This window comes from Sphingomonas sp. R1 (assembly GCF_025960285.1).
Classification (GTDB): domain Bacteria; phylum Pseudomonadota; class Alphaproteobacteria; order Sphingomonadales; family Sphingomonadaceae; genus Sphingomonas.
Map to the genome: position 1 here is coordinate 3029710 of NZ_CP110111.1, position 22502 is coordinate 3052211.

At 67.0% G+C, this 22502-nt stretch carries 24 protein-coding genes and 1 tRNA gene; 18 read left to right on the forward strand and 7 right to left on the reverse strand.

The genetic code is table 11. From position 1 onward, the window contains the following. Positions 1–147 precede the first annotated feature (147 nt). Positions 148–1143, forward strand: coding sequence for an esterase-like activity of phytase family protein (locus OIM94_RS14535; protein WP_264607409.1), 996 nt, complete (start codon positions 148–150; stop codon positions 1141–1143). A 69-nt stretch (positions 1144–1212) separates the two neighbouring features. Here OIM94_RS14535 and rpmB read toward each other — a convergent pair whose 3' ends face one another. Next, positions 1213–1512: a 50S ribosomal protein L28 gene (gene rpmB, locus OIM94_RS14540; RefSeq protein WP_264607410.1), complete on the reverse strand. Its 300-nt coding sequence runs from the start codon at positions 1510–1512 to the stop codon at positions 1213–1215. Between the two features lie 148 nt (positions 1513–1660). Between rpmB and OIM94_RS14545 the strand changes: the two genes are divergently transcribed. The 9 genes from OIM94_RS14545 to OIM94_RS14585 all read left to right on the forward strand — a co-directional run bounded on the left by OIM94_RS14545 (position 1661) and on the right by OIM94_RS14585 (position 7928). Continuing rightward, complete coding sequence (locus OIM94_RS14545; protein ID WP_264607411.1) at positions 1661–1912, forward strand: hypothetical protein; 252 nt, start codon at positions 1661–1663, stop codon at positions 1910–1912. Further along, on the forward strand, positions 1909–2091 hold the full coding sequence (locus OIM94_RS14550; protein ID WP_264607412.1) for a YqaE/Pmp3 family membrane protein: 183 nt from the start codon (positions 1909–1911) through the stop codon (positions 2089–2091). Before OIM94_RS14545 ends, OIM94_RS14550 begins: the two co-directional genes overlap by 4 nt. A gap of 61 nt (positions 2092–2152) precedes the next feature. Beyond that, entirely contained in the window at positions 2153–2581 is a 429-nt protein-coding gene (locus OIM94_RS14555) for a nucleoside deaminase (RefSeq protein WP_264607413.1), read from the forward strand. A gap of 56 nt (positions 2582–2637) precedes the next feature. Beyond that, the gene (locus OIM94_RS14560) at positions 2638–3141 is read left to right on the forward strand and encodes a hypothetical protein (RefSeq protein WP_264607414.1); all 504 of its coding nucleotides are present in this window, start codon (positions 2638–2640) and stop codon (positions 3139–3141) included. A gap of 64 nt (positions 3142–3205) precedes the next feature. Further along, positions 3206–4507, forward strand: a complete 1302-nt coding sequence (locus tag OIM94_RS14565) for a hemolysin family protein (RefSeq protein WP_264607415.1) — start codon at positions 3206–3208, stop codon at positions 4505–4507. A 139-nt stretch (positions 4508–4646) separates the two neighbouring features. Then, positions 4647–4985 carry a preprotein translocase subunit YajC gene (gene yajC, locus OIM94_RS14570; RefSeq protein ID WP_264607416.1) on the forward strand — a complete coding sequence of 113 codons (339 nt, stop codon included), beginning with the start codon at positions 4647–4649 and terminating at the stop codon, positions 4983–4985. Continuing rightward, positions 4985–6571 carry a protein translocase subunit SecD gene (gene secD / locus OIM94_RS14575; protein WP_264607417.1) on the forward strand — a complete coding sequence of 529 codons (1587 nt, stop codon included), beginning with the start codon at positions 4985–4987 and terminating at the stop codon, positions 6569–6571. The genes yajC and secD overlap by 1 nt, the downstream gene beginning before the upstream one ends. 12 nt (positions 6572–6583) lie before the next feature. Then, positions 6584–7555: a protein translocase subunit SecF gene (secF, locus tag OIM94_RS14580; protein WP_264607418.1), complete on the forward strand. Its 972-nt coding sequence runs from the start codon at positions 6584–6586 to the stop codon at positions 7553–7555. A gap of 1 nt (position 7556) precedes the next feature. Then, a complete protein-coding gene (locus OIM94_RS14585; protein ID WP_264607419.1) occupies positions 7557–7928 on the forward strand; it encodes an Mth938-like domain-containing protein in 372 nt (123 codons plus the stop codon). Between the two features lie 139 nt (positions 7929–8067). On the opposite strand, the gene OIM94_RS14590 is transcribed toward OIM94_RS14585, so the two are convergent. After that, on the reverse strand, positions 8068–9279 hold the full coding sequence (locus OIM94_RS14590) for a hypothetical protein (RefSeq protein ID WP_264607420.1): 1212 nt from the start codon (positions 9277–9279) through the stop codon (positions 8068–8070). Positions 9280–9596: 317 nt separating this feature from the next. Here OIM94_RS14590 and OIM94_RS14595 point away from each other — a divergent pair, with 317 nt between their 5' ends. After that, positions 9597–9977 carry a hypothetical protein gene (locus OIM94_RS14595; protein WP_264607421.1) on the forward strand — a complete coding sequence of 127 codons (381 nt, stop codon included), beginning with the start codon at positions 9597–9599 and terminating at the stop codon, positions 9975–9977. A gap of 105 nt (positions 9978–10082) precedes the next feature. Here OIM94_RS14595 and tgt read toward each other — a convergent pair whose 3' ends face one another. Further along, positions 10083–11207 carry a tRNA guanosine(34) transglycosylase Tgt gene (tgt, locus tag OIM94_RS14600; RefSeq protein ID WP_264607422.1) on the reverse strand — a complete coding sequence of 375 codons (1125 nt, stop codon included), beginning with the start codon at positions 11205–11207 and terminating at the stop codon, positions 10083–10085. 46 nt (positions 11208–11253) lie between these two features. Between tgt and OIM94_RS14605 the strand changes: the two genes are divergently transcribed. Then, positions 11254–11889 carry a cupin domain-containing protein gene (locus OIM94_RS14605; RefSeq protein WP_264607423.1) on the forward strand — a complete coding sequence of 212 codons (636 nt, stop codon included), beginning with the start codon at positions 11254–11256 and terminating at the stop codon, positions 11887–11889. Between the two features lie 11 nt (positions 11890–11900). After that, positions 11901–12062, forward strand: coding sequence for a hypothetical protein (locus tag OIM94_RS14610; protein ID WP_264607424.1), 162 nt, complete (start codon positions 11901–11903; stop codon positions 12060–12062). Between the two features lie 52 nt (positions 12063–12114). Here OIM94_RS14610 and OIM94_RS14615 read toward each other — a convergent pair whose 3' ends face one another. The 4 genes from OIM94_RS14615 to OIM94_RS14630 form a co-directional block, all read right to left on the reverse strand. Next, the gene (locus OIM94_RS14615; protein ID WP_264607425.1) at positions 12115–13368 is read right to left on the reverse strand and encodes a NupC/NupG family nucleoside CNT transporter; all 1254 of its coding nucleotides are present in this window, start codon (positions 13366–13368) and stop codon (positions 12115–12117) included. A gap of 116 nt (positions 13369–13484) precedes the next feature. Then, on the reverse strand, positions 13485–14594 hold the full coding sequence (locus OIM94_RS14620; protein WP_264607426.1) for a hypothetical protein: 1110 nt from the start codon (positions 14592–14594) through the stop codon (positions 13485–13487). Positions 14595–14717: 123 nt separating this feature from the next. Then, on the reverse strand, positions 14718–15332 hold the full coding sequence (fixJ, locus tag OIM94_RS14625) for a response regulator FixJ (protein ID WP_264607427.1): 615 nt from the start codon (positions 15330–15332) through the stop codon (positions 14718–14720). Then, positions 15329–16843 (reverse strand): PAS domain S-box protein, encoded by a 1515-nt coding sequence (locus OIM94_RS14630; RefSeq protein ID WP_264607428.1) that lies wholly within the window; start codon positions 16841–16843, stop codon positions 15329–15331. Before OIM94_RS14630 ends, fixJ begins: the two co-directional genes overlap by 4 nt. A 307-nt stretch (positions 16844–17150) precedes the next feature. Here OIM94_RS14630 and OIM94_RS14635 point away from each other — a divergent pair, with 307 nt between their 5' ends. From OIM94_RS14635 to OIM94_RS14655, 5 genes are all read left to right on the forward strand, one after another. Then, positions 17151–18041 carry an ROK family protein gene (locus tag OIM94_RS14635; RefSeq protein ID WP_264607429.1) on the forward strand — a complete coding sequence of 297 codons (891 nt, stop codon included), beginning with the start codon at positions 17151–17153 and terminating at the stop codon, positions 18039–18041. 58 nt (positions 18042–18099) lie between these two features. Beyond that, a tRNA-Pro gene (locus OIM94_RS14640) sits at positions 18100–18176 on the forward strand. 104 nt (positions 18177–18280) lie between these two features. After that, positions 18281–18844 carry an ATP-dependent protease subunit HslV gene (gene hslV / locus OIM94_RS14645; RefSeq protein WP_264607430.1) on the forward strand — a complete coding sequence of 188 codons (564 nt, stop codon included), beginning with the start codon at positions 18281–18283 and terminating at the stop codon, positions 18842–18844. Between the two features lie 126 nt (positions 18845–18970). After that, positions 18971–20263 carry an ATP-dependent protease ATPase subunit HslU gene (gene hslU, locus OIM94_RS14650; protein WP_064311603.1) on the forward strand — a complete coding sequence of 431 codons (1293 nt, stop codon included), beginning with the start codon at positions 18971–18973 and terminating at the stop codon, positions 20261–20263. Positions 20264–20358: 95 nt separating this feature from the next. Then, positions 20359–22476: a S9 family peptidase gene (locus OIM94_RS14655; RefSeq protein WP_264607431.1), complete on the forward strand. Its 2118-nt coding sequence runs from the start codon at positions 20359–20361 to the stop codon at positions 22474–22476. Positions 22477–22502 lie beyond the last annotated feature (26 nt).

A 22502-nucleotide genomic window follows, 5' to 3' on the forward strand; every position in this document is an offset into this window, starting at 1 on the left:
ATACGCTACGCGAGAGCAAATGTACGCGTACAACACGTATCGAATAGGGCGGTTCCCTTGACCGAACCCTGAACGACTTGGTTATTTGCCGTTCATCTTCGCAGGTGCAGCACTAGCCGGGGCAGCAGGAATTGCTACAACGCCGCCATGCGCCTTCGGCCCCGCCTGCTCGCCCTACCGCCGATTGCGCTCGCGATCCTGGCGATCTCCGCGTCCGGCAAGGAATTGCGGACGCCGCTCGGCCGCGATCCGATCCTTCATGCGACATCGGTGCCGCTCGCCCCCGGTGACGCGCGCAGGGTAACCGTCGGCCGGCTCCGCTATCTGGGCGGGGTGCGCCTCACCAGCCCGGACCTTGGCTTTTCCGGCTTTTCCGCGCTGAGTGTCGTCGGCGATCGCTTCACCCTGCTTAGCGACCGGGGCAATCTCGTGCGGTTCCGGATGGGCAGCGACTGGCGGCCAAGCGAGATCCGGTTCGATGATCTGCCCGCCGGGCCCGGCACCAGCGCCTATAAGGGCGATCGCGACTCGGAATCGATGACCCGGGATCCGGTGAGCGGCCTGATCTGGGTCGGGTTTGAATCGCACAATGCGATTTTCCGGTACAATGCCGATTTCAGCAAAGGACTCGGCGTCGAGCGTCCCAAGGCAATGGTGCGGTGGCCGCAGAATGGCGGTCCCGAATCGATGGTTCGCCTGCCCGATGGCCGCTTCCTCGTGATCGGCGAGACGGCGCGTCCGCTGGGCGGCCAGCGGGACCAGCGGGAAGTGCTCCTGTTTCCCCACGATCCGACCATCGGGCATCCCGAACCCGTGCGGCTCGCCTATGTGCCGCCCGCGCACTATGATCCGAGCGATGCCGCGCTGCTGCCGGATGGGCGGTTGCTGGTGCTCGTGCGGCGGTTTGCCATCCCGTCGCTGTTCACGGTCAAGATCGAGCTGGTCGACATCCGCGGCGCGAAGCCGGGGCAGGTGCTGCGCGGAATCGAGATCGCGGATTTTTCCGCACCGCTCCAGCACGACAATTTCGAAGGGCTCGCGGTGCAGCGAGAGGGCGATTCGCTCGTCTTGTGGATGATCTCGGACGACAACGAGCAATGGTGGCAGCAGACGCTGCTGCTCAAGTTTCGCCTGGATCTGTAGGATCGCAGGCACGGAAAAACCCGCCACCGCTCATGCAGTAGCGGGCCAAACCGTTGACCTGAGGGAAGATCAGGCCGCTTCGGCGGTGCCGGTGGTCGCCTTGCGCACTTCGCGCTTCAGACGACGCGCGCGCAGCGAGAGATCCTCGTCACGCGACTTCAGCAGCCAGTTGTCCAGGCCGCCGACATGCTCGACCGAACGCAGGCCGTGCGTCGAGACGCGCAGGCGGATGCTCTTGTTGAGCGAATCGGAGATCAGCGTGACGTTCTGCAGGTTCGGCAGGAACGTACGCTTGGTCTTGTTGTTGGCGTGGGAAACATTGTGTCCCACCTGCCGGCCCTTGCCGGTCAGCTCGCAAATGCGCGACATCGCTTCAAATCCTGAGTTGGGCAGAAAGCCGGAAAGGCCGCGCTGTTAGCGTCGATGCGTGCTGCAGTCAACCGATTCACGAGGAACGGCCGCGCAACCCGCTCGCCGCCGGGGCGTTGGGCAGCTGTAACGATAGGAGGAGATTGGGATGCGCGCAATCCTGGGGTTGCTGGGAATTCTGGTGCTGGTCGCCGTGGTGCTGATCGCGCTGGGCTTCCTCAATGTCGACGTGCGGGGCGGCAAGCTGCCGACCGTATCGGCCGAAACGGGCAAGGTGGCGGTGGGCGAATCGAACAGCACGGTGCGCGTGCCGACCGTCGAGATGAAGGAAAAGCAGGTGAAGCTGCCGACCATCGACGTCCAGAAGGCGCCCGAGGCGACGGCGACACCCGCCCGGTGACGCGCCGGCCTGCCCGACTCGCGGCGGCGGCCCTGCTGCCGCCGCTGGGGGTTTATCTGGAGGAAGGGGCGGGCCGCCCCTTCCAGCTTGCTTGCGGGCTGACGGTGCTCGGCTTTCTTCCGGGCGCCGGCTATGCGCTATGGCGCCTGTTGCGGCGGCGGGGAACGGTCGCCGCCTGAGCAGGTGACCCGGGCGGTTGCCCCCGCTAAGCCGGACGCGATGTTTCCGATTCCCCCACCCATGCGCGCGGCGCTCGACGCTGCCGAGGCGGCAGCCGCCGCGGGCGAGGTTCCCGTCGGTGCGGTCGTGCTGCGGGACGGCCATATCATCGCCACGGCCGCCAACGCCCCCCGCGCGCTGCGGGATCCCACGGCGCATGCCGAGATGTTGGCGATTCGCGCCGCCGCGCAGATGCTCGGCCGCGATCGGCTGGAAGATTGCGACCTGTGGGTGACATTGGAGCCCTGCGCCATGTGTGCCGGTGCCATCGCCCATGCACGAATCGCCCGCCTCTATTACGGCGCCAGCGATCCCAAGGGCGGCGCAGTGGAGCACGGGCCGCGCCTGTTTGGTCAGCCGACCTGCCACCACCGTCCGGACATCTATGGCGGCATCGGCGAGGCGGAAGCGGGCGCGCTGCTTCGCGACTTCTTTCAACGGCGCCGCTGAGCTGCGCTGGTCGGCTGCGGGCAAATGCGGTATCTTCGCCGAAACGGGAGAGGCCGATGCTGCGCTGTCTGACTGCGGTCCTTGTGTTGCTGCCGGTTGCCGTCGGTGCCGCCGAGCGGCCGACGCTGAGCTGGGGCAAGCCCGGTGTGACACTGGAGACCTATCGCGCCGATGCCGTCGAATGCGGGCGCGAGGGCTATTATCTCGACATCTCGAACACCGACGCCGCCAAGGTCTTCAAGGATGCGTCGCGTCAGCTCGAAAACAACGAGGCCAGTCTCGGCATGACCGGCGGCAACCTCGATCGGGCGATGCAGATTGCCAATGATTCGGGCCGCATCGTCGAGCGAACCCGCCCCGCCGAGCGGATGAAGCAGGTGCGCACGCTGCTGCAGGATACGGTGGCCGGCTGTCTGCGCGCCCGGGGATACAGCCAGTTCCAGCTCACGCATGCGCAGCGGCAATATCTGAAAGGCCTGAAGCCGGGCTCGCTCGAGCGGCACGCCTATCTCCACGGATTGGCGAGCAATCCCGCGATTCTGGCGGCGCAGCACCTCTAAATCGCGCCCGGCACTGCAAAAGGTTGTGAACTGGCCGCTGCTCCGGATATGGAGGCGGTGCACCATGAGCGCACCTTTTCCCTGGATCGACGTAGCGATCATCTTCGTGCTGATCGCGATCAACGGCATTTTCTCGATGTCGGAGCTGGCAATCGTCTCCGCCCGTCCGGCGCGGCTGGAGGCGCTGGCCCGGCTCGGCAATCGCGGCGCGAAGACCGCGATCGAACTTGCCGAGGATCCCGGCAAGTTCCTGTCCACCGTCCAGATCGGCATCACGCTGATCGGCATTGTTGCGGGCGCCTATTCGGGCGCGAGCCTGGGCGAGCCGGTCGGCAAGCGGATCGAGGCACTGGGCCTCTCCGCCGAGCTTGCCCACACGCTGGGTCTCACGCTGGTCATCGGCCTCACCACCTTCGGTTCATTGGTGATCGGCGAGCTGGTGCCGAAGCAGTTCGCGCTGCGCTCGCCCGAGCCGATCGCCGCCGCCATGGCGCTGCCGATGCGCTGGCTCTCCTGGGGGACCGCACCGGTCGTGTGGCTGCTCGATTCGTCGACCGGTCTGGTTTTCCGTCTGCTGCGGCTGAACCGCGAATCGGAAAATCGGGTGACCGCCGAGGAGCTGCACCTGATCGTTGCCGAGGCGAGCAAATCGGGCGTGATCGAGGAGCATGAGCGCTCGATCATTTCCGGCGTGGTACGCCTCGCCGACCGGCCTGTTCGCGAGGTGATGACGCCGCGCACCCAGGTCGACTGGCTCGACGTGGATCTGGACGGCGCGGGGATCCGCGAGGAACTGCTGGCCACGCCGCACACCCGCCTGCCGGTCGCCGAAGGCTCGATCGACGCGGTGATCGGCGTGGTCCAGGCGCGCGACATCGCCGCGGCGCTGTTCCGCGGCGAACCGCTCGACTTGCGCAAGCTGATGCGCAAGGCCCCCGTGCTGCCCGACCAGGTCGATGCGATGGACGCGCTCACCGCGCTCCGCCAGGCCGAGGTTCCGATGGGGCTGGTGCATGACGAGTATGGCCATTTCGAAGGCATCGTCACGCCGGCCAATCTGCTGGCCGCGATCGCGGGCGAGTTCGCATCGGACGCCGAGCCGGGCGACAACCCCAACATCGTCGTGCGCGAGGACGGTTCCCTGCTTGTCGCGGGTGCGACGCCGGCCGATCAGCTTGCCGAGCGGCTCGGCATCGACCTGCCCGAGGATCGCGATTATGCGACCGTGGCCGGGCTGGCGCTGGCGGTGTTCAAGCATCTGCCGGTCGAAGGCGAGGTGTTCACCGAACAGGGCTGGCGTTTCGAGATCGTCGACCTGGACGGCCGCAAGATCGACAAGCTGCTGGTAAGTCGCGACGCGGGATAGGACGCGCCGACCGCGTCACGTCCCACGCCCGGGAATCTCGCGGCCACCCGTATGGTTGCGCCCTGTTCCGCCGCATGGTAGCGCCCGCGGCTTGAATGGGACCATTCCGCGTCCCTAACTTCAGGCTTTTCGGGAACCCATGTTCGCCACTCCAGCATATGCACAGGCCGCGGGCGCGGCTGGTCAGGGTAGCACTCTGGCCGGGATCGCGTCGGTAGCGCCGCTCGTCGTCATCTTCATCGTCTTCTACTTCCTGATGATCCGTCCGCAGCAAAAGCGGATGCGGACCCTGCAGGACTCGCTGAAGGCGGTGAAGAAGAACGACACCGTGATCACCGCAGGCGGTCTGATCGGCAAGGTCACCCGCGTCGACGACACCGAGGTCGAGATCGAGCTCGCGCCGAACGTGAAGGTCCGCGCGGTCAAGTCGACGCTGGCCGAAGTGCGCCCGCACGGCGCCAAGCCTGCGAACGACTGATGCTCGATTTCCCGCGCTGGAAGGTCTGGTCGATCACCCTCGGCCTTGCCCTGATGGTCCTGCTCGCCGTGCCGAGCCTGGTGCCGGAGAGCATCCGCAACACCTGGCCGCACTGGGTGCCCAAGCCGGCCGTCAATCTCGGCCTCGACCTTGCGGGTGGTTCCTACCTGCTGCTCGAGGGCGATGTGAGCGACGTGCAGCAGAGCAAGCTCGAGCAGATGCGCGAGCAGGTGCGTCTGGCGATGCGCCGCGATCCGCGCGTGGAAATCGGTGACATCTCGATTGCCGGTGGCAAGCTCAGCTTCATGGTCCGCGATCCCGGCAAGGTCGATGCGGCGCGCGAGAAGCTGCTGCCGATGACCAACGGCGTCGGCACCACCGGCCAGCGCGACTGGGAAATCGCGGTGCGCGACTCCAGCGTCTTCGTGCTCACCCCCACCCAGGCGGGGCTGAACCAGCAGATCGAAACTGCGATGGGCGACGCCCGCGAAGTGGTCGACAAGCGCATCAACGCCCTCGGCACGCGCGAGCCGACCGTGATCCGCGAAGGCACCAATCGCATCGTCGTGCAGGTGCCGGGTCTGCAGGATCCCAGCCAGCTCAAGGCGCTGCTCGGCAAGACCGCCAAGCTCGAGTTCAAGCTGGTCGACACCAGCGTCACCCCGCAGCAGGTCGCCAGCGGCGACATCCCCGTCACCTCCCAGCTGCTGCAGTACGAGAATGGCGCGCCGATCGTGGTCAACCGTACCGCGATGATCACCGGCGACATGCTGGTCGATGCCAAGCAGAGCTATGACGAGCAGGGTCGCCCGGACGTGACGCTGCAGCTCGACGGTGCCGGCGCCAAGCGCTTCGCCCGCGTGACCACCGAGAATACCGGCAAGCCCTTCGCGATCATCGTCGACAACAAGGTGATCTCGGCACCCAACATCAACACGCCGATCCTCGGCGGCAGCGCGTCGATCTCGGGCGGCTTCACGGTCGAGAGCGCCAACGAGCTCGCCGTCGCACTGCGCTCGGGCAAGCTGCCGATCAACCTGAAGGTCGTGCAGGAATCGACCGTCAGCCCGGAACTGGGCAATGATTCGATCCGCGCCGGCATCACGGCCTCGATCATCGCGATCGTGGCGGTGGTGGTGTTCATGGTGCTCACCTATGGCCGCTTCGGCGTCTATGCGAACATCGCGGTGATCATCAACGTGCTGATCATCCTGGCGCTGATGGGCCTGATCAGCGCGACGCTGACCCTGCCCGGCATCGCCGGCTTCGTGCTGACCATCGGTACCGCGGTGGACGCCAACGTGCTGATCAACGAGCGTATCCGCGAGGAACGCCGCCGCGGTCGCAGCGTGATGCAGGCGGTGGAGCTGGGCTACAAGGAAGCCAGCCGCACCATCTTCGAAGCCAACGTCACCCACGCGATCGCCGGCCTGATCATGCTGGTGCTCGGCTCGGGCCCGATCCGCGGTTTCGCGGTGGTGCTGCTGTTCGGTATCGCCAGCTCCGTCTTCACCGCCGTGGTGTTCACGCGCATGCTCGTCACGCTCTGGTTGCGCCGCAAGCGCCCGAGCGAGATCCATATTTAAGGAAGCGCCGACATGCGGCTCCTCAAGATCGTTCCCGACAACACCAATATCGGCTTCGTCCGCGTCCGGTTCATCGCCTTCGCGATCACCGCGCTGCTGACGATCGCCGCCATCGGGCTGGTCGCGGCGCGCGGCCTCAACTTCGGCGTGGACTTCATCGGCGGCGTGTCGATCGAAGAGAAGTTCACCACCGCGCCGCCGCTCGACGAGCTGCGCGCGACGGTGAACGCGCTTGGCTATGGCGAAACCACGCTGCAGGAAATGGGCGGCCGCAACGCCGTGACCATTCGTCTGCCGGTGCCGCGGTCCAGCGATCCGGCGGCGACCAACGCGATGGTCGAGCGCGTGAAGACGGCGGTCGCCGCCAAATTCCCCGGTGCCACCTTCTCCACCTACTCGACGGTCTCGGGCAAGGTTTCGGGCGAGCTGATCCGCAACGGCGTGCTCGCGGTGCTGCTGGCGATCATCGGCATCGCGATCTTCTCCTGGCTGCGCTACGAATGGCAGTTCGGCGTATCGACCGCGGTCGCCATCCTGCACGACGTGCTGATGACGCTGGGCTTCTTCGCGCTGACCCGGATGGTGTTCGACCTGAACATCGTTGCGGCGGTGCTGACGATCATCGGCTATTCGATCAACGACAAGATGGTGATCGACGATCGTATCCGCGAGAATATGCGCAAGTATCGCAAGATGGGCATGAGCGAGCTGATCGACCTGTCGGTCAACGAGACGCTGCCGCGAACGGTGATGACGTCGCTCACCATCCTGATCGCGCTTGCCTCGCTGCTGGTCTTCGGCGGCCATGTGCTGCGCGGCTTCACTGCGGCGATGATGCTGGGCATCGTGGTCGGGACCTATTCGTCGATCTACGTCTCCTCCTCGTTGCTGATCTCGCTGGGCCTCAAGCCGGGCGTGAAGCCGGAAAAGACGGACTCGATCGCGAGCAACGCCGAGCGCGTAAGTCCGCGCGAGCGCCCCTGACATGAAGATCGAACGGCGCAGCGCGGAGGGGCCGCTCATCTCCGGATTTTCCGGTGGCGGCTTCCGCGTCGACGAGAATGTCTACCACGGGCTGATCATCACGCCGCAGCGCGCCGATGGCTGGTCGCCGCCTGCGGTCGCGGCGTTGGCGGAGGCGGACCTGGACGCCGCCTTCGCGCTCGACCCCCAGCCCGAGTTCCTGCTGCTCGGCACGGGCGCGACGCTCGTGCGGCCGCCGCTCAGCCTGGTGAAGGCGCTGGAGAAGCGCGGCATCGGCATCGAGGCGATGGACAGCCGCGCAGCCGCCCGCGCCTGGGGCGTGCTCCGCGCCGAATTGCGCTGGGTCGCCGCAGCGCTCTACCCGCTGAGCTGAGCCTTCCTGTCCCATAGGCTGTCATTCCGGCGAAAGCCGGAATCCATTCGCCACTCGGTTTCAGCAAGCGCCGGTACGGAGGCCCCAACGGATCCCGGCTTTCGCCGGGATGACGATGGACGGGGGCTTCGGTTCTTCGTCACACAGGTGCTGGTATTCCTGCCCCGAACAGCGCCGGCAGCGTCTGTTCCAGCCAGCCGAGCGCACCCTCCCACCGGTCCGGATCCACCGGCCGCGCGATCCGCGCGAGCATATCGGCCTGCGGGCCGGTGGCATCGAACGCGTCGTTGAGCAGGCACTGGGCAAACCAGAGCTGCGCATCCTCGGCCGCCGGGGTGCGGGCGGCGCCCGTGGTGACGGCATCGAGAAACTCGGGCAGCTCAGCATAGGCGTTCAGCCAGGCACCGGTCGCGAAGCGGGTCTGGCGGAGCATCGGCACGCCGAAGAACGCCGCCAGCGCGAAGGTCTTCGAATCGCCGAGCAGCATGCCGTCGGCATGGCGTGCCATCGCCAGCGTCGCCGGCAGCGCGCCGACCGCAGGTGGCAGCAGCACGGCGTTGGGGTGCGCCCCGATCGTGGCGAGCAGCGCATCGGCATCGACATGCAAGTCGTTGAGCGGGTGGTTGGTCACCGCCAGCGTGGCCCGGTCGCCCACCTGCTCGGCGAATGCGCGAACCAGCGCCGAATTGGGTCGGGGGCCGACGCGGTGCATCGCCAGGAAATTGTCCTCTGTCTCGCATTCGAGCGGCAGCAGCAGTACCGGGCGGTCCTGCGGGATACCGAGCCGATCGAACAGCGCGGCGCGCTCGTGCGCGGGCGGGGCGAGGCGCTGCTGGAGGCGCCCCCAGGCCGGCACGATCATTCCGCGCAGCCTTGCGCGTTGCTCGGCGCTGAGGTCGGCGAGCAGGCCATGGTCGTGCGGCCGCTCGGCGAGCAGGATCCAGCGGGGCGGCGGCGCGAAGGGCTCGAACCGGCCCTCCATCAGCAGCCGGACGATGCCGGGGAAGCGCGCGGCGGTGGCATGGTCGGCGGTGCGGCACAGCACCACATCGGGCGCCAGGCTGTGGACGAAGCCGATCAGCCCCTCGGCATCCTCGGGGACGGTGCGGGTGCTCGGATGGTCGGGGCCGTCCATGATGTACCAGCGCACGTCGGGCAGATCGGTACAGCGCGTCAGTTCCTCCGGCCCTAGCCCGGTGCCGCACCAGGGGGCGGGGGCGAGGACGTGGACCTCATGGCCCTCCGCGGCGAGGCGGCGGAGCAGCGGCTCGACGATCTGGACGAACCACCAGTTCGTCACCATCGGCAGGTAGAACAGCACCCGCTGCGGTCGGTCGAGGGAAAGCGGCAAGCGAGGCTCCAGGCGACGATGGTCCTTCCCGGATTATAGGATGCGCGGCGCGGCAGGCGGGGCAGGGCGGCAAGTTTTGCCTAGTGGGGGTGCGGAGCGCAGCCGGGGAAATTGCTGATGGCGAACGGCTGGATGTGGTGGTTTGCGGACAGTCTGCTTGCAACCGCTACCGGGTGGAAACCGAACATAAGCCGCGCTAGCAATTGCTCATGTCGGACTCGCAACAGACCACCGCCCCGCCTTGGACGTCGTGCCACACCGTCATAGCAGGCGGACTTATCGGTGTAGGGTTCGCAGCGGCTTCCGATTTGCTCCTGGTGGCAACTCATGATGGTCGAGGGGTTGTTGATTGCACCACGGGAGAGCTTCTGGCTCGGGACGATGATCCGCTCTTCCCGTTCGATGAAGATACGCGGACGGCGCAAGGGATCGGACCGCTTGCGGATCAGGAAGTTACGATTGCGGGGCCGATCTACGGCGGCACACTGCCGACTGAGACGCAGGATGGTTGGCGCTTGTCGGGGCGGTTGACGAACAGCAGTAACGATGTCGTGGTCCTGCTTCCTCCAACACAGGAAACCGGTGAACCTTCCACATTCACCGGTTTCATCCCGGAGGTCCGCGTCTTTGGGTTCTCACCGACCGGACGTTCCTTCGTCATTGGAACCGGCGCGGAAGTCTATACCTTCGCCCGTTAGCGAAGGCTTTCGAGCCGGTGCGGATCAGTACTGAACGTCGAGTTTTGGGCGCAAGCAGACGGCTCGCGTTGTGATTTCCCAGCCGCAACCCGCCGCCCGTCACCCCTACTTCGCCTGATACTTCGCCCGGAAGTCATTCGCGAACGCCGTGAGCCGCTGTTCCTCGATCGCCGCGCGCAGGTCGGCCATCAGGGTCTGGTAGAACCAGAGATTGTGCTCGGTCATCAGCATCGCGCCGAGGATCTCGCCGGCGCGGACGAGGTGGTGGAGATAGGCGCGGCTCCAGGTGCTGCAGACCGGGCAGGGGCAGGCGGGGTCGAGCGGGCCCTGGTCCTCGGCGAACTTGGCGTTGCGGATGTTGATTGGGCCCTCGCGCGTGAACGCCTGGCCGGTGCGGCCCGAGCGGGTCGGCAGCACGCAATCGAACATGTCGATCCCGCGCTCGACCGCGCCGACGATGTCGTCGGGCTTGCCGACGCCCATCAGATAGCGCGGCTTGGTCGCGTCGAGCTGACCGGGGGCATAGTCGAGCACACCGAACATCGCCTCCTGGCCCTCGCCGACCGCAAGGCCGCCCACCGCATAGCCGTCGAAGCCGATATCCTTCAGCGCGTCGGCGCTGGCCTTGCGCAGCCCCTCGTCGAGCGCGCCCTGCTGGATCCCGAACAGCGCGGCGCGGGCGGCATGCTCCTCGCCCGAATCGAAGCCGGCGCGGCTGCGCTTGGCCCAGCGCATCGAGCGTTCCATCGCCTTGGCCTGCACCTCGCGCGTGGAGGTGGTCGGCACCAGCTCGTCGAACGCCATCACGATGTCCGAGCCGAGCAGCCGCTGGATTTCCATCGAGCGTTCGGGGCTCATCATGTGGCGCGAGCCGTCGAGGTGCGAGGCGAAGGCGACGCCTTCCTCGCTGCGCTTGGTGAGTTCCGAGAGGCTCATCACCTGATAGCCGCCGGAATCGGTGAGGATCGGCCGGTCCCAGCCCATGAACTTGTGCAGCCCACCTAGGCGCGCGACCCGCTCGGCGGTGGGGCGCAGCATCAGGTGATAGGTGTTGCCGAGCAGGATGTCGGCACCGGACGCGCGCACGTCCTGCGGCTTGACCGCCTTCACGGTGGCGGCGGTGCCGACCGGCATGAAGGCGGGAGTGCGGATCTCGCCGCGCTGCATGGCGATGGTGCCGCGACGCGCCTTGCCGTCGGTGGCGTGGATGGTGAACTGAAAACGGGGCATGCCTCGCTATTGGCGCGTTTGGGGCCGGAATCCAAGGGAGGGCCGTGTGGCGGAACAGGACGACGAACTGCGCGCGATGGCGACGCACCGCGGGCTGAAGCTGGTCAAGTCGCGGCGGCGCAAGCCCGGCGGCGACTTCGGGCGATACGGGCTCAAGGAGGCGGGCGGCGCGGAGGTGTTCGGCTTCGGCGCGGAGGGGCTGACGGCGGATGCCGCGGCGATCCGGGAATTCCTGCGCGGCGGCGTGCGGAGCGACTGGAGCATTTCGGTCGAGACCACGCCCGGGCCGAAGCGCGTGGCCAAGCCCAAGCCTGCACCCCAGCCGAAGCCCGCGCCGCCGCCCCGCCCGCGCTTCAAGCCGGCGGTCGCCAACCTGCTGCGCGACCGCCCGGAGGCGAAGAAGGAAGAGGCCTTTGAGGATATCCTCCAGCGCCCCGGCATCCGCATCGAGCGGATCGTGTCGCGCGGGCAGGCGACGCCCGAGGAGGCGCCGATGGTGCAGGACTGGGACGAATGGGTGGTGCTGCTCGAAGGTGCTGCGGGGATCCGGATCGAGGATTCGGCCGAGGTGCGGCTCGGCCCGGGCGACCATCTGCTGATCGCGGCGGGGCAGAAACATTGGGTGACATGGACCGCCCGCGACCGGCCGAGCGTTTGGCTGGCCGTACATCTGGACGGATAGGAGCAGGACCCATGGCCGACCCCACCAATCCCGGCGACGAAGCCGCCCCCGGCACTCCCGGCACCGGCGAGAACTGGTGCCGCACCTGCGGCGGCTCGGGCCGGATCGAGACGGGGGAGTGCCCGGATTGCGGCGGGACCGGCAAGGTGATCGAGGGGATCGGCGGGGCCTGAGGCGACCCTCACCGTCTGCGCTCCCCTCCCGCTCGCGGGAGGGGAAAGAGTGTTACGGCAGCAGCAGCCCAGCCAGCGCGGCCGACATCAGGTTGGCCAGGCTGCCGGCGATCAGCGCCTTGATCCCCAGCCGCGCGATCACCGGGCGCTGGTTGGGGGCGAGGCTGCCGGTGGTGGCCATCTGGATCGCGATCGAGCTGAAATTGGCGAAGCCGCACAAGGCAAAGGTGATGATTGCCTTGGAGCGCGGCGCGAGGTCGGTCGCCTTGCCAAGTTCGATGAAGCCGACAAACTCGTTGAGCACCACCTTGGTGCCGAACAGGCCGCCGGCAGTGAGCGATTCGTGCCAGGAAATGCCCAGCAGGTACATGACCGGCGCGAAGATCGTGCCGATGATCGCCTGGAAGCTGAGCCCGGGATAGCCGAACCAGCCGCCGACCATGCCGAGCAGCCCGTTGGCCAGCGCCACCAGCGCCACGAAGGCCAGCACCATCGCGCCCACCGCCACGGCGATCTTCACGCCGGTGGAGGCGCCATTGGCCGCCGCCATGATGATGTTGGCGGCGCGTTCTTCCTGGAAGTCTTCCTCGGCGACGCGGATCACCTCGTCCTCGCCGGACATCGGCGCGTCCAGCGTGGCGGGTTCGTCCGGCATGATGATCTTGGCCATCATCAGTCCCCCCGGGGCCGCCATGAACGAGGCGGCGAGCAGGTAGGGAAGCGAGGCCGGCCCGAGCAGGCTGGCATAGGCCGCAAGGATGGTGCCCGCCACGCCGGCCATGCCGACGCTCATCACCGCGAACACCTGCGAGGGCGTGAGGCGGGCAAGATAGGGGCGGATCACCAGCGGCGCCTCGCTCTGCCCGACGAAGATGTTCGCCGCGGCGCAGAGCGATTCGACCTTGCTGACGCCCGTCACCTTCTCGATCGCGCCGCCGATCCAGCGGACGACCTGCTGCATGATGCCGACATGGTAGAGGATCGAGACGAGCGCGGCGAAGAAGATGATCACCGGCAGCGCGGCGATGGCGAGGCTCTGCCCGCCCAGTTCCGGCTTGGCGAGGTTGCCGAACAGCAGGGTGGTGCCGGCGCTGGCATAGCCGAGCAGCGCAGAGACGCCGTTCGCCATGCCGTGCAGCGCCACCTGGCCCCAGGCGGTGCGCAGGACGATGATCGCCGTGCCGGCCTGCAGCAGGAAGGCGGGCACCACGATGCGCAGGCGGATCGCCCGGCGGTTGCTGGAAAGCAGGAAGGCGATCGCCAAAATCGCCAGCACCCCGAAAATGCCGATCGGGAAATGAGTCATTCTGAAGTCGTACGTCCCCACGCCGGCGGTATCCCTGCCAGCAAACCCATCGACCATACACGGGATGGCGCCGCTTGCCAGCCGCTAGCGTGCGCCGTGGCGGGACAGGCGCGCGCTCAGCCCCGGGTGACGAGCTGTTTCAGCATCGCATCGGCAGCGGGCTGAGTCAGCGTGGTCACCGCCGGATTGTAGGTCGCGTTGGACTTCACCGTCCGGGCATATTCGTGCGGGCGCCCCGCATAGGCGCGCACTTCGCGGCGGAGCTGCGCCATCGTGCCGAACGCCTCCGCCGCGTGCGCCATCGACAGGCCATGGTCGATCGCATTCAGATACTGGGCAAACTGCGCGCGATCGGTGGCACTGAGGTTCGACATCACGAAGAAATGGGTGAGTAGCCAGGCGTGGTAGGGCGTCCAGTCCATCCGCTTCGACGGCGCATGGAGATAGCTGCCGGTGATCACCGCTGCCGTATCCAGCCGGCCATAGGCACGCAGGATCGGGGTGAGGTTGGCCGGCTGCTCGCCATATTCGATCGAGCCGTCGTGCTTGAATACCACGGTCGAGAAAATCGCGCCGATGCCGTCGAAATACCAGCGCGGATAGGCGTTGGGGACATAGTGCAGCATCAGATGCTGCGCATAGGCACCGTAGAGGATCGACTCCCAGCTGCGCGTTACCGGCGGGTGGTTGACCGTCTTGCCGATGCAATCGGACGCAGCATCGGATTCGCCGTCATTGTCGGCGGCGCCGGTGTCGCCGCAATCGGCGTTGTTCGCCTTGGCGGTGTCGGTCTCGATCACCTGATCGGCGCGCGCGATCGCCAGCACCGCGCCACTCGGACGCGGATCGTAGAAGCGCTGGCCGACGAACGGCTTGGCGAAGGGGCCTTCGTCCGCGCCGATGTTGCGCAGGCCGCTGTCGCGCAGATCCTTGGCGCTGTTGAACAGAACGATCTCGATCCGCGGCGGCTCGGCGGTACGGGCACGAACGCGGTAGAGCCGATCGAGAAGGCCGTGCAGCTTTTCGAGATTGGTGGCGATGCGGCGTAGCTGGCCTTCATCGCCGTCCGAATAGACGATCACATCGTCCGCCTCGGCGCGCTTCCAGCGGCTGAGCGGTTCGCCGGGCCTGTCCGTCGTGCCGGTAACGACGATCGCCGCGCCGTCCTGGCCTGCAGGTGCCGTTTGCGCGATCGCACCCAACGCGCCGAAGAACATGCCGGCCACGCACGCCACTACTCCAAAGACGGACCCAATCCGCATGGTACGCACCCCCCAACCCAGACGCGTGTCGCTATCATGGCGTAGCGGAGTCGCGCCAGATCCGTTTCGCTGCACTGCCCCGGGCGGTCAGCCGTCCAGCCCCGCCGCGAAGGCCAGCCGCAGCGCCTCCGAAAGGCTGCGCGCCTCCAGCTTTGCCATGGCGTTGGCGCGGTGCACTTCCACCGTGCGGGGCGAGATGCCGAGATCATAGGCGATCGTCTTGTTCGGATGGCCGCGCACCAGCCCTTGCAGCACATCCTGCTCGCGCGGGGAGAGCGAGGCAATGCGCCGCTCGGCATCCTCGCGCGTGGCGACCGCGGCATCGCCCTCCGCGATCCGCTCGAACCCGCGTTCCAGCGCCTCCAGCAGCGCATCACGATCGAACGGCTTTTCCAGAAAGTCGATCGCGCCACCCTTCATCGCCGCCACCGCGGTGCCGACATCGCCGTGGCCGGTCAGCACGATCACCGGCAGCTTGACGCCGCGCTTCGCGAGTTCGGCCTGCACCTCGATCCCGTCCATTTCGGGCATGCGCACGTCGAGCAGGATGCAGCCGGGCCGGGCATCCTGCACCTTGTCCAGAAAGGCGACGCCCGAGGCATAGGTGTCGACGTCATAGCCCGAGGTGCGCAGCAGGAAGCTGGTCGATCGCCGCACCGATTCCTCGTCGTCGACCAAGTGGACGCGCTTGCGCTCGCTCATGCGGGATCCTCGTTCGCGGACATCAGGGTGAAATTGAAAATGGCCCCGCCCTCGGCGCGCGGCTCGGCCCAGATCCGGCCGCCATGCGCCTCGATGATGGTGCGGCAGATCGACAGGCCCAGCCCCATGCCGCGATCCTTGGTGGTGGCGAAGGCCTGGAACAGCCGGGGTGCCTGTTCCGGCGCGATGCCGGGGCCGGTATCCGCCACCCACACCCGCACCAGATTGCGCGGCGCGAGCTCGGACCCGATGGTGATCTCGCGAACCGCACTCGCCGCCATCGCCTCGATCGCATTGCGGATCAGGTTGACCAGCACCTGCTGGATCTGCACCCGATCGCACAGGACCTGAGTCGCGTGCGGATCGAGCGCGTAGAAGGCGCGGACACCCAGCTCGCGTGCGCCGGTGAGTGCCAGACGGCTCGCCTCGTCGATCAGCCGCGGCAGGTCGACCAGCCCCATGTCCGCCTCGCCGCGCGCGACGAACTCGCGCAGGCGTCGGACGATGTTGCCGGCCCGCAGCGCCTCCTTGACCGATTCCTCCATCGCTTCCTGGATCATCGCCTGATCCTCCGGATCGCCGCTATCGCGGCCCATCAGGGTGCGGCCCGCCTCCAGATAATTGGCGATGGCGGTCAGCGGCTGGTTGAGCTCGTGCGCCAGCGTCGAGGCCATGGTGCCCATCGCCGAGAGGCGCGAGACGTGGATCAGCTCCGACTGCAGCTCCTTCAGCCGCAGTTCGGCGCGCTGCTCGTCGGTCAGGTCGCGGATGAAGCCGGTGAAGATGCGGTGGCCGTCGCTGCTCGCCTCGCCGACCTGCAGCTCCATCGGGAAATCGGTGCCGTCGCGCCGCTGCCCCACGACGATGCGGCCGATGCCGATCACGCGCCGCTCGCCGGTGGTCAGGTAGCGGGCGAGATAGCTGTCGTGCAGCTGCGCGTCGGGCGCGGGCATCAGCATGCTGACGTTGCGGCCGATCACCTCGCCCTCCGTCCAGCCGAACAGCCGCTCGGCGGCGGCGCTGAACGAGAGGATGATGCCCTGATCGTCGATGACCACCATCGCCGAGGGCACGGTGGCGAGGATCGAGCGCAGGTGCAGCGCACTGCCGGCAAGCGCGGTCTGCGATGCCTTGTGATCGGTGATGTCGCGGAACACCTCGGCATAGCCGCGCAGGGTGCCGCCCGAATCGACCAGCGCGGTGAGCTGTACCTCCGCCAGATATTCGCTGCCGTCGCGGCGGATCCGCCAGCCCTCCTCGATCAGTCGGCCGGCGGCGCGGGCCCGGGCGAGATCCCGCCCGGGCTTGCCGGCCGCGGCGTCCGCCGGGGGGTAATGCACCGCAAGGCTGGCGCCGGCGAGATCCGCCGCACGCCAGCCGTCGAGCAGCTCGACGCCGCGACTCCAACTGGCGACGATCCCGTCCGAATCGAGCAGCAACACGCCACGATCGGTCGACGCCTCGAACAGAAGCGCCATCGCTGCAGGATCGTGGCTGGGACTTTCCGTCATAAATGCCGCTGCTTGGCCTTTATCCTTTAGAGGGTGCGGATAGGTCGGCGGCAAGGCTATGATTTGATTGCCGTCAAAGTAAAGCCCGGCAACGTTTGCGATGCTTCCGCGCTCCAGATGGAGGCGGATATGCTCGACGTTATCGGCAGCAATTATCTTTACATGGTGGTGGGCGCGATGGGGGTGTTCACGCTGGCGCTCGCGTTCGTCAGCCTCAGCGAGTACATGCACCCGCGCGACCGATAATTTCGCGCGGCCGGGCATGCACGCACTTCCCGAAAGCCCCTCGGCACGCTAGCGCAACTGCATGACTGCAAACCTTTCGATTGCCGGCCTGGAACTGGGCGGGACCAAGTGCGTGGCAACGCTGGGCAGCGGCCCGGGCGACGTGCGCGAGCAGCATGTCGTGCCGACCACCGATCCGGCAACGACGCTGGCGGCGATCGACGCCGTCCTCGACGGCTGGCACTTCGACGCGATCGGCATCGCCAGCTTCGGGCCGATCGAGCTCAATCCGGCGCAGCCGAACTTCGGTTCGATCGTCGCGACCACCAAGCCCGGCTGGAACGACACCGATCTCACCAAGCGGCTGGCCGCCCGGTTCGGCAAGCCGCTGGCCATCCAGACCGACGTGAACGGGGCGGCGCTGGCGGAAGCGCGCTGGGGCGCCTCGGCGGGGCTCTCGACGCACGCCTATATCACGATCGGTACCGGTGTCGGCGTCGGCCTGGTCGCCAATGGCCGCCCGATCATGGGCTATGCGCATGGCGAGGCAGGGCATATGCGATCGGCGCGCGCGCCGGGCGACGATTTCGCGGGCTGGTGCCCCTATCATGGCGACTGCGCCGAGGGCCTGCTTTCCGGGCCGGCCCTGGCGGCGCGCTTCGGCCGCCCGGGGCAGGAGGTCGGCGACGATGCGCCCGAATGGGATTATTTCGCGCACGACCTTGCCGCGCTGCTCCACAATCTGGTCGTCAGCCTTGCGCCCGAGCGGATCGCGATCGGCGGCGGCGTGATGACCAAGCGGCCGCATCTGTTCGGCGCGGTGCGTGAAAAGCTGGCCGGGATGATCAACGGTTATGGCGCGCTGGCCGGCTATTGCGCCGAGCTCGGCACGCGCGTCGGCCCGCCGGGGCTGGGCGACATGGCGGGGCCGCTGGGCGCGATCGCGATGGGGCTGGAAGCGCTCGATCGGTGATTCCGGCGTTTGGGGGTTGCGTCCTGCGCCCAAGCGGCATACAGGGCGCACCCTCGGTCGGGGCGTAGCGCAGCCTGGTAGCGCATCACACTGGGGGTGTGGGGGTCGCAGGTTCGAATCCTGTCGCCCCGACCAAGCCACACCCAAGCAATCCTCCACATCGTCGGATCGTTGCGCGGACGCGACCTTAGGGGAACGACCCCTTTGCACGCCTGCGCCCGCCACCCATATGCGCGTCCATGAGTGACAAGAACACTGCGTGGCACGGCACGACGATCCTCTCCGTGCGCAAATCCGGCAAGGTGGTGATCGCGGGTGACGGCCAGGTCTCGGCCGGCAACACCGTGATGAAGCCCAATGCGCGCAAGGTGCGCCCGCTCGGCGACGGCAAGGTGATCGCGGGCTTTGCCGGCGCCACCGCCGATGCCTTCACCCTGTTCGAGCGGCTCGAGGCCAAGCTGGAGCGCCACCACGGCCAGCTGCTGCGCGCGGCGGTCGAACTCGCCAAGGACTGGCGGACGGACAAGTATCTCCGCAACCTGGAGGCGATGCTGCTCGTCGCCGACAAGGACGTGACGCTGGTGATCACCGGCAATGGCGACGTGCTCGAGCCCGAGGCGCACGAGCACGGCACCGTCGCGGCGATCGGCTCGGGCGGCAATTTCGCGCTGTCCGCGGCGCGCGCGCTGATCGAGTACGAACCCGATGCCGAAACCGTCGCCCGCAAGGCGATGGCGATCGCCGGTGAGCTGTGCATCTACACCAACGACCGGCTGACCGTGGAAACGCTGGACGCGGCGTGATCCTTCTTAGCCCCTCCCCTCAGGGGAGGGGTTGGGGTGGGGAACTCTCCACGAGCGACCCGCCCGCTACCCTGACTGCCCCACCCCCAACCCCTCCCCTGAAGGGGAGGGGCTTGCGAGAACAACATGAACCAGAACCTGACCCCCAAGACGATCGTCGCCGCGCTCGACGCGCACATCATCGGCCAGAAGGACGCCAAGAAGGCCGTTGCCGTCGCGCTGCGCAACCGCTGGCGCCGGCAGCAGCTCTCCGCCGACCTCCGCGACGAGGTGACGCCGAAGAACATCCTGATGATCGGGCCCACCGGCTGCGGCAAGACCGAGATCAGCCGCCGCCTCGCCAAGCTGGCCGATGCGCCGTTCGTGAAGGTCGAAGCGACCAAGTTCACCGAGGTCGGCTATGTCGGCCGCGACGTCGAGCAGATCGCCCGTGACCTGGTCGAAGAGGCGATCCGGCTCGAGAAGGAGCGCCGCCGCTCCGCCGTGAAAGACAAGGCCGAGGAAGCCGCGATGGGCCGGCTGCTCGACGCGCTGACCGGCAAGGATTCGAGCACCGCGACCCGCGAGGCGTTCAAGCAGCGCTTCAACGAAGGCCTGCTCGACAATACCGAGATCGAGATCGAGGTGGAGCAGGCGCCGCAGATGCCGTTCGACATCCCCGGCGGCGCGCCGCAGATGATCAACCTGTCGGAGATGATGAAGGGCCTGACCGGCACGCCGCTCAAGCGCCGCAAATTGAACGTCCGCTCGGCCTGGGAGAAGCTCGTCGAGGAAGAGGCCGACAAGCGGCTCGACCAGGACGAGGTGAGCCGGGTGGCGCTCGCGGACGCGGAAGCGAACGGGATCGTCTTCCTCGACGAGATCGACAAGATCGCGGTGTCGGATGTACGCGGCGGTTCGGTGAGCCGCGAGGGCGTGCAGCGCGACCTGCTGCCGCTGATCGAAGGCACCACGGTTGCGACCAAGTATGGCCCGATGAAGACGGACCATATCCTGTTCATCGCCTCGGGCGCGTTCCATGTCGCCAAGCCCAGCGACCTGCTGCCCGAACTGCAGGGCCGCCTGCCGATCCGGGTGGAATTGAAGGCGCTGACCGAGGAGGATTTCGTCGCGATCCTCTCCGACACCAAGGCGAGCCTGGTGCGGCAATATGCCGCCCTGCTCGGCACCGAAGGCGTGTCGATCGACTTCACCGAGGACGGCATCCGCGCGGTGGCGAAGATCGCTGCCGAGGTGAATGCCGAGGTGGAGAATATCGGCGCGCGCCGTCTGCAGACGGTGATGGAGAAGCTGCTCGAGGAAGTCAGCTTCGAGGCGGAGGACCGCAGCGGCAGCGCCGTGGTGATCGACGCAGCCTATGTCGACAAGCAACTGGCCAGCGTGGCGCGGAACACGGATCTCAGCCGCTACGTGCTGTAATCAACATCTAAGCCCCTCCCCTGAAGGGGAGGGGCTTGCAGAGCCCCAACGATCTGGCACGTTCCCCCGCATCGACTCGATTGCCGGGGGACTCCATGAAAAAGCTCATCCTAACCGCGCTGCTGGCCGGTGCCGCCGCCGCGCCGCTGATCGCCCAGACCGCCGCGCCGACGCCGCCGGTCGCCGCGAAGAAGCCCTACACCGTCAAGGCCCCCTTCGGTGCGACGCGCGACGACCCCTATTACTGGCTGCGCGACGATACGCGGAAGAACCCGGAGATGCTTGCCTATCTTGCGGCCGAGAACGCCTATGCCGATGCGGTGCTCGCGTCGGAAAAGCCTATGGCGGACACGCTCTATCGCGAGACGATCAGCCACATCAAACAGGACGATGCCTCGGTCCCGTACGCCAAGCACGGCTATTTCTATTACACCCGCTTCGATACCGGCGCCGACTATGCCGTAGTCGCGCGCCGCAAGGGCAGCATGGCGGCACCCGAGCAGATACTGTTCGACCAGCCCGCCATGGCGAAGGGCAAGGGCTTCTTCCAGATCAGCAACTGGCGGGTGAGCCCCGACAATACGCGCATCGCCTGGGCCGAGGATATCGTCGGGCGGCGGCAGTATGTGCTCAAGATCAAGGACATCGCCACCGGCACGCTGCTCACTGATACGGTCAGCAACATCGAGGCGGGCCTGGTCTGGTCGGCGGACGGCAAGACCATCTTCTATGTCGAGAAGGATCCCGTGACCCTGCTCGGCACGCGGGTGAAGGCGCATGTGCTGGGCACTCCGGCCTCGGCCGACCGGCTGGTCTATACCGAGAAGGACGACACCTTCTACATGAGCATCGGCGCGACCACCGACGAGCGCTATATCTGCATCAACCTCCACTCGACGGTGAGCGACGAGCAGCGCTGTGCGCCCGCCGCCAATCCGGTGGACTTCACGCCCGTTGCGCCGCGCGAGCGCGACTTTCTGTACAATGCCGATCACCTGGGTGGCCGGTGGATCGTCCGCACCAACTGGCGGGCGCCCAACTACCGCATCATGACGGTGCCGGATTCCAAGGCGGCGGCGGGCCGCGCGGGCTGGGCCGATCTGGTGCCGACCAGCGACAGCGTCTTCATCGAAGGCTTCCAGCCCTTCGACCGCTTCCTGGCGATCGAGGAGCGTTCGGGCGGCAACAAGCGGCTGCGGCTGCGCACCCCGACCGGCAAGAGCAGCTTCGTCAGCGCCGATGACCCCGCCTATGTGATGAATCTCGACGTCAACGAGGATCCGGCCAGCCCGGTGCTGCGCTATACCTATGGCTCGCTGGTGACGCCGACCACCACCTATGAGGTGGATGCCGCGACCGGCAAGCGCAGGGTGCTGAAGGTGCAGCCGGTGCCCGGCTATGATCCGTCTAGATATGTCACCGAACGCGTCTGGGCGACCGCGCGTGACGGCACCAAGGTGCCGGTGAGCCTCGTCTATGCAAAGGGCTTCAAGAAGGACGGCACCGCCGCGCTCTACCAATATGCCTATGGCAGCTACGGCTATTCGACCGATCCCAGCTTTCGCCCGACGCTGCCGAGCCTGCTCGATCGCGGCATGGTCTATGCCATCGCGCACATCCGCGGCGGCCAGGAGATGGGCCGCAAATGGTATGATGACGGCAAGATCTTCCACAAGAAGAACAGCTTCACCGACTTCATCGACGTGACCCGCTTCCTGGTGGCGCAGGGCTATGCGGCCAAGGGCCGGGTGGCGGCGGAAGGCGGCAGCGCGGGCGGGCTGCTGATGGGCGCGGTCGCCAACATGGCACCCAATGACTACCGTGTGATCGTGGCGCAGGTGCCGTTCGTCGATGTGGTGACGACGATGCTCGACACCTCGATCCCGCTCACCACCGGCGAATTCGACGAATGGGGCAATCCCGCCGAGAAGCGCTATTACGACTACATGCTGAGCTACTCGCCCTACGACAATGTCGCCGCGCAGGCCTATCCGGCGCTCTATGTCGCCACCGGGCTGTGGGACAGCCAGGTGCAATATTACGAGCCGACCAAATGGGTGGCCAAGCTGCGCGCCACCAAGACCGACCGGAACCCGCTGGTGTTCCGCGTCAACATGGAAGCGGGCCATGGCGGCAAGTCGGGCCGGTTCGAGCGCTACAAGCAGAACGCGGAGTCGCTCGCCTTCGCGCTGGACCAGTTGAAGGTGCAGTGAGGCAGTGACGATCCTCCCCCTCCGGA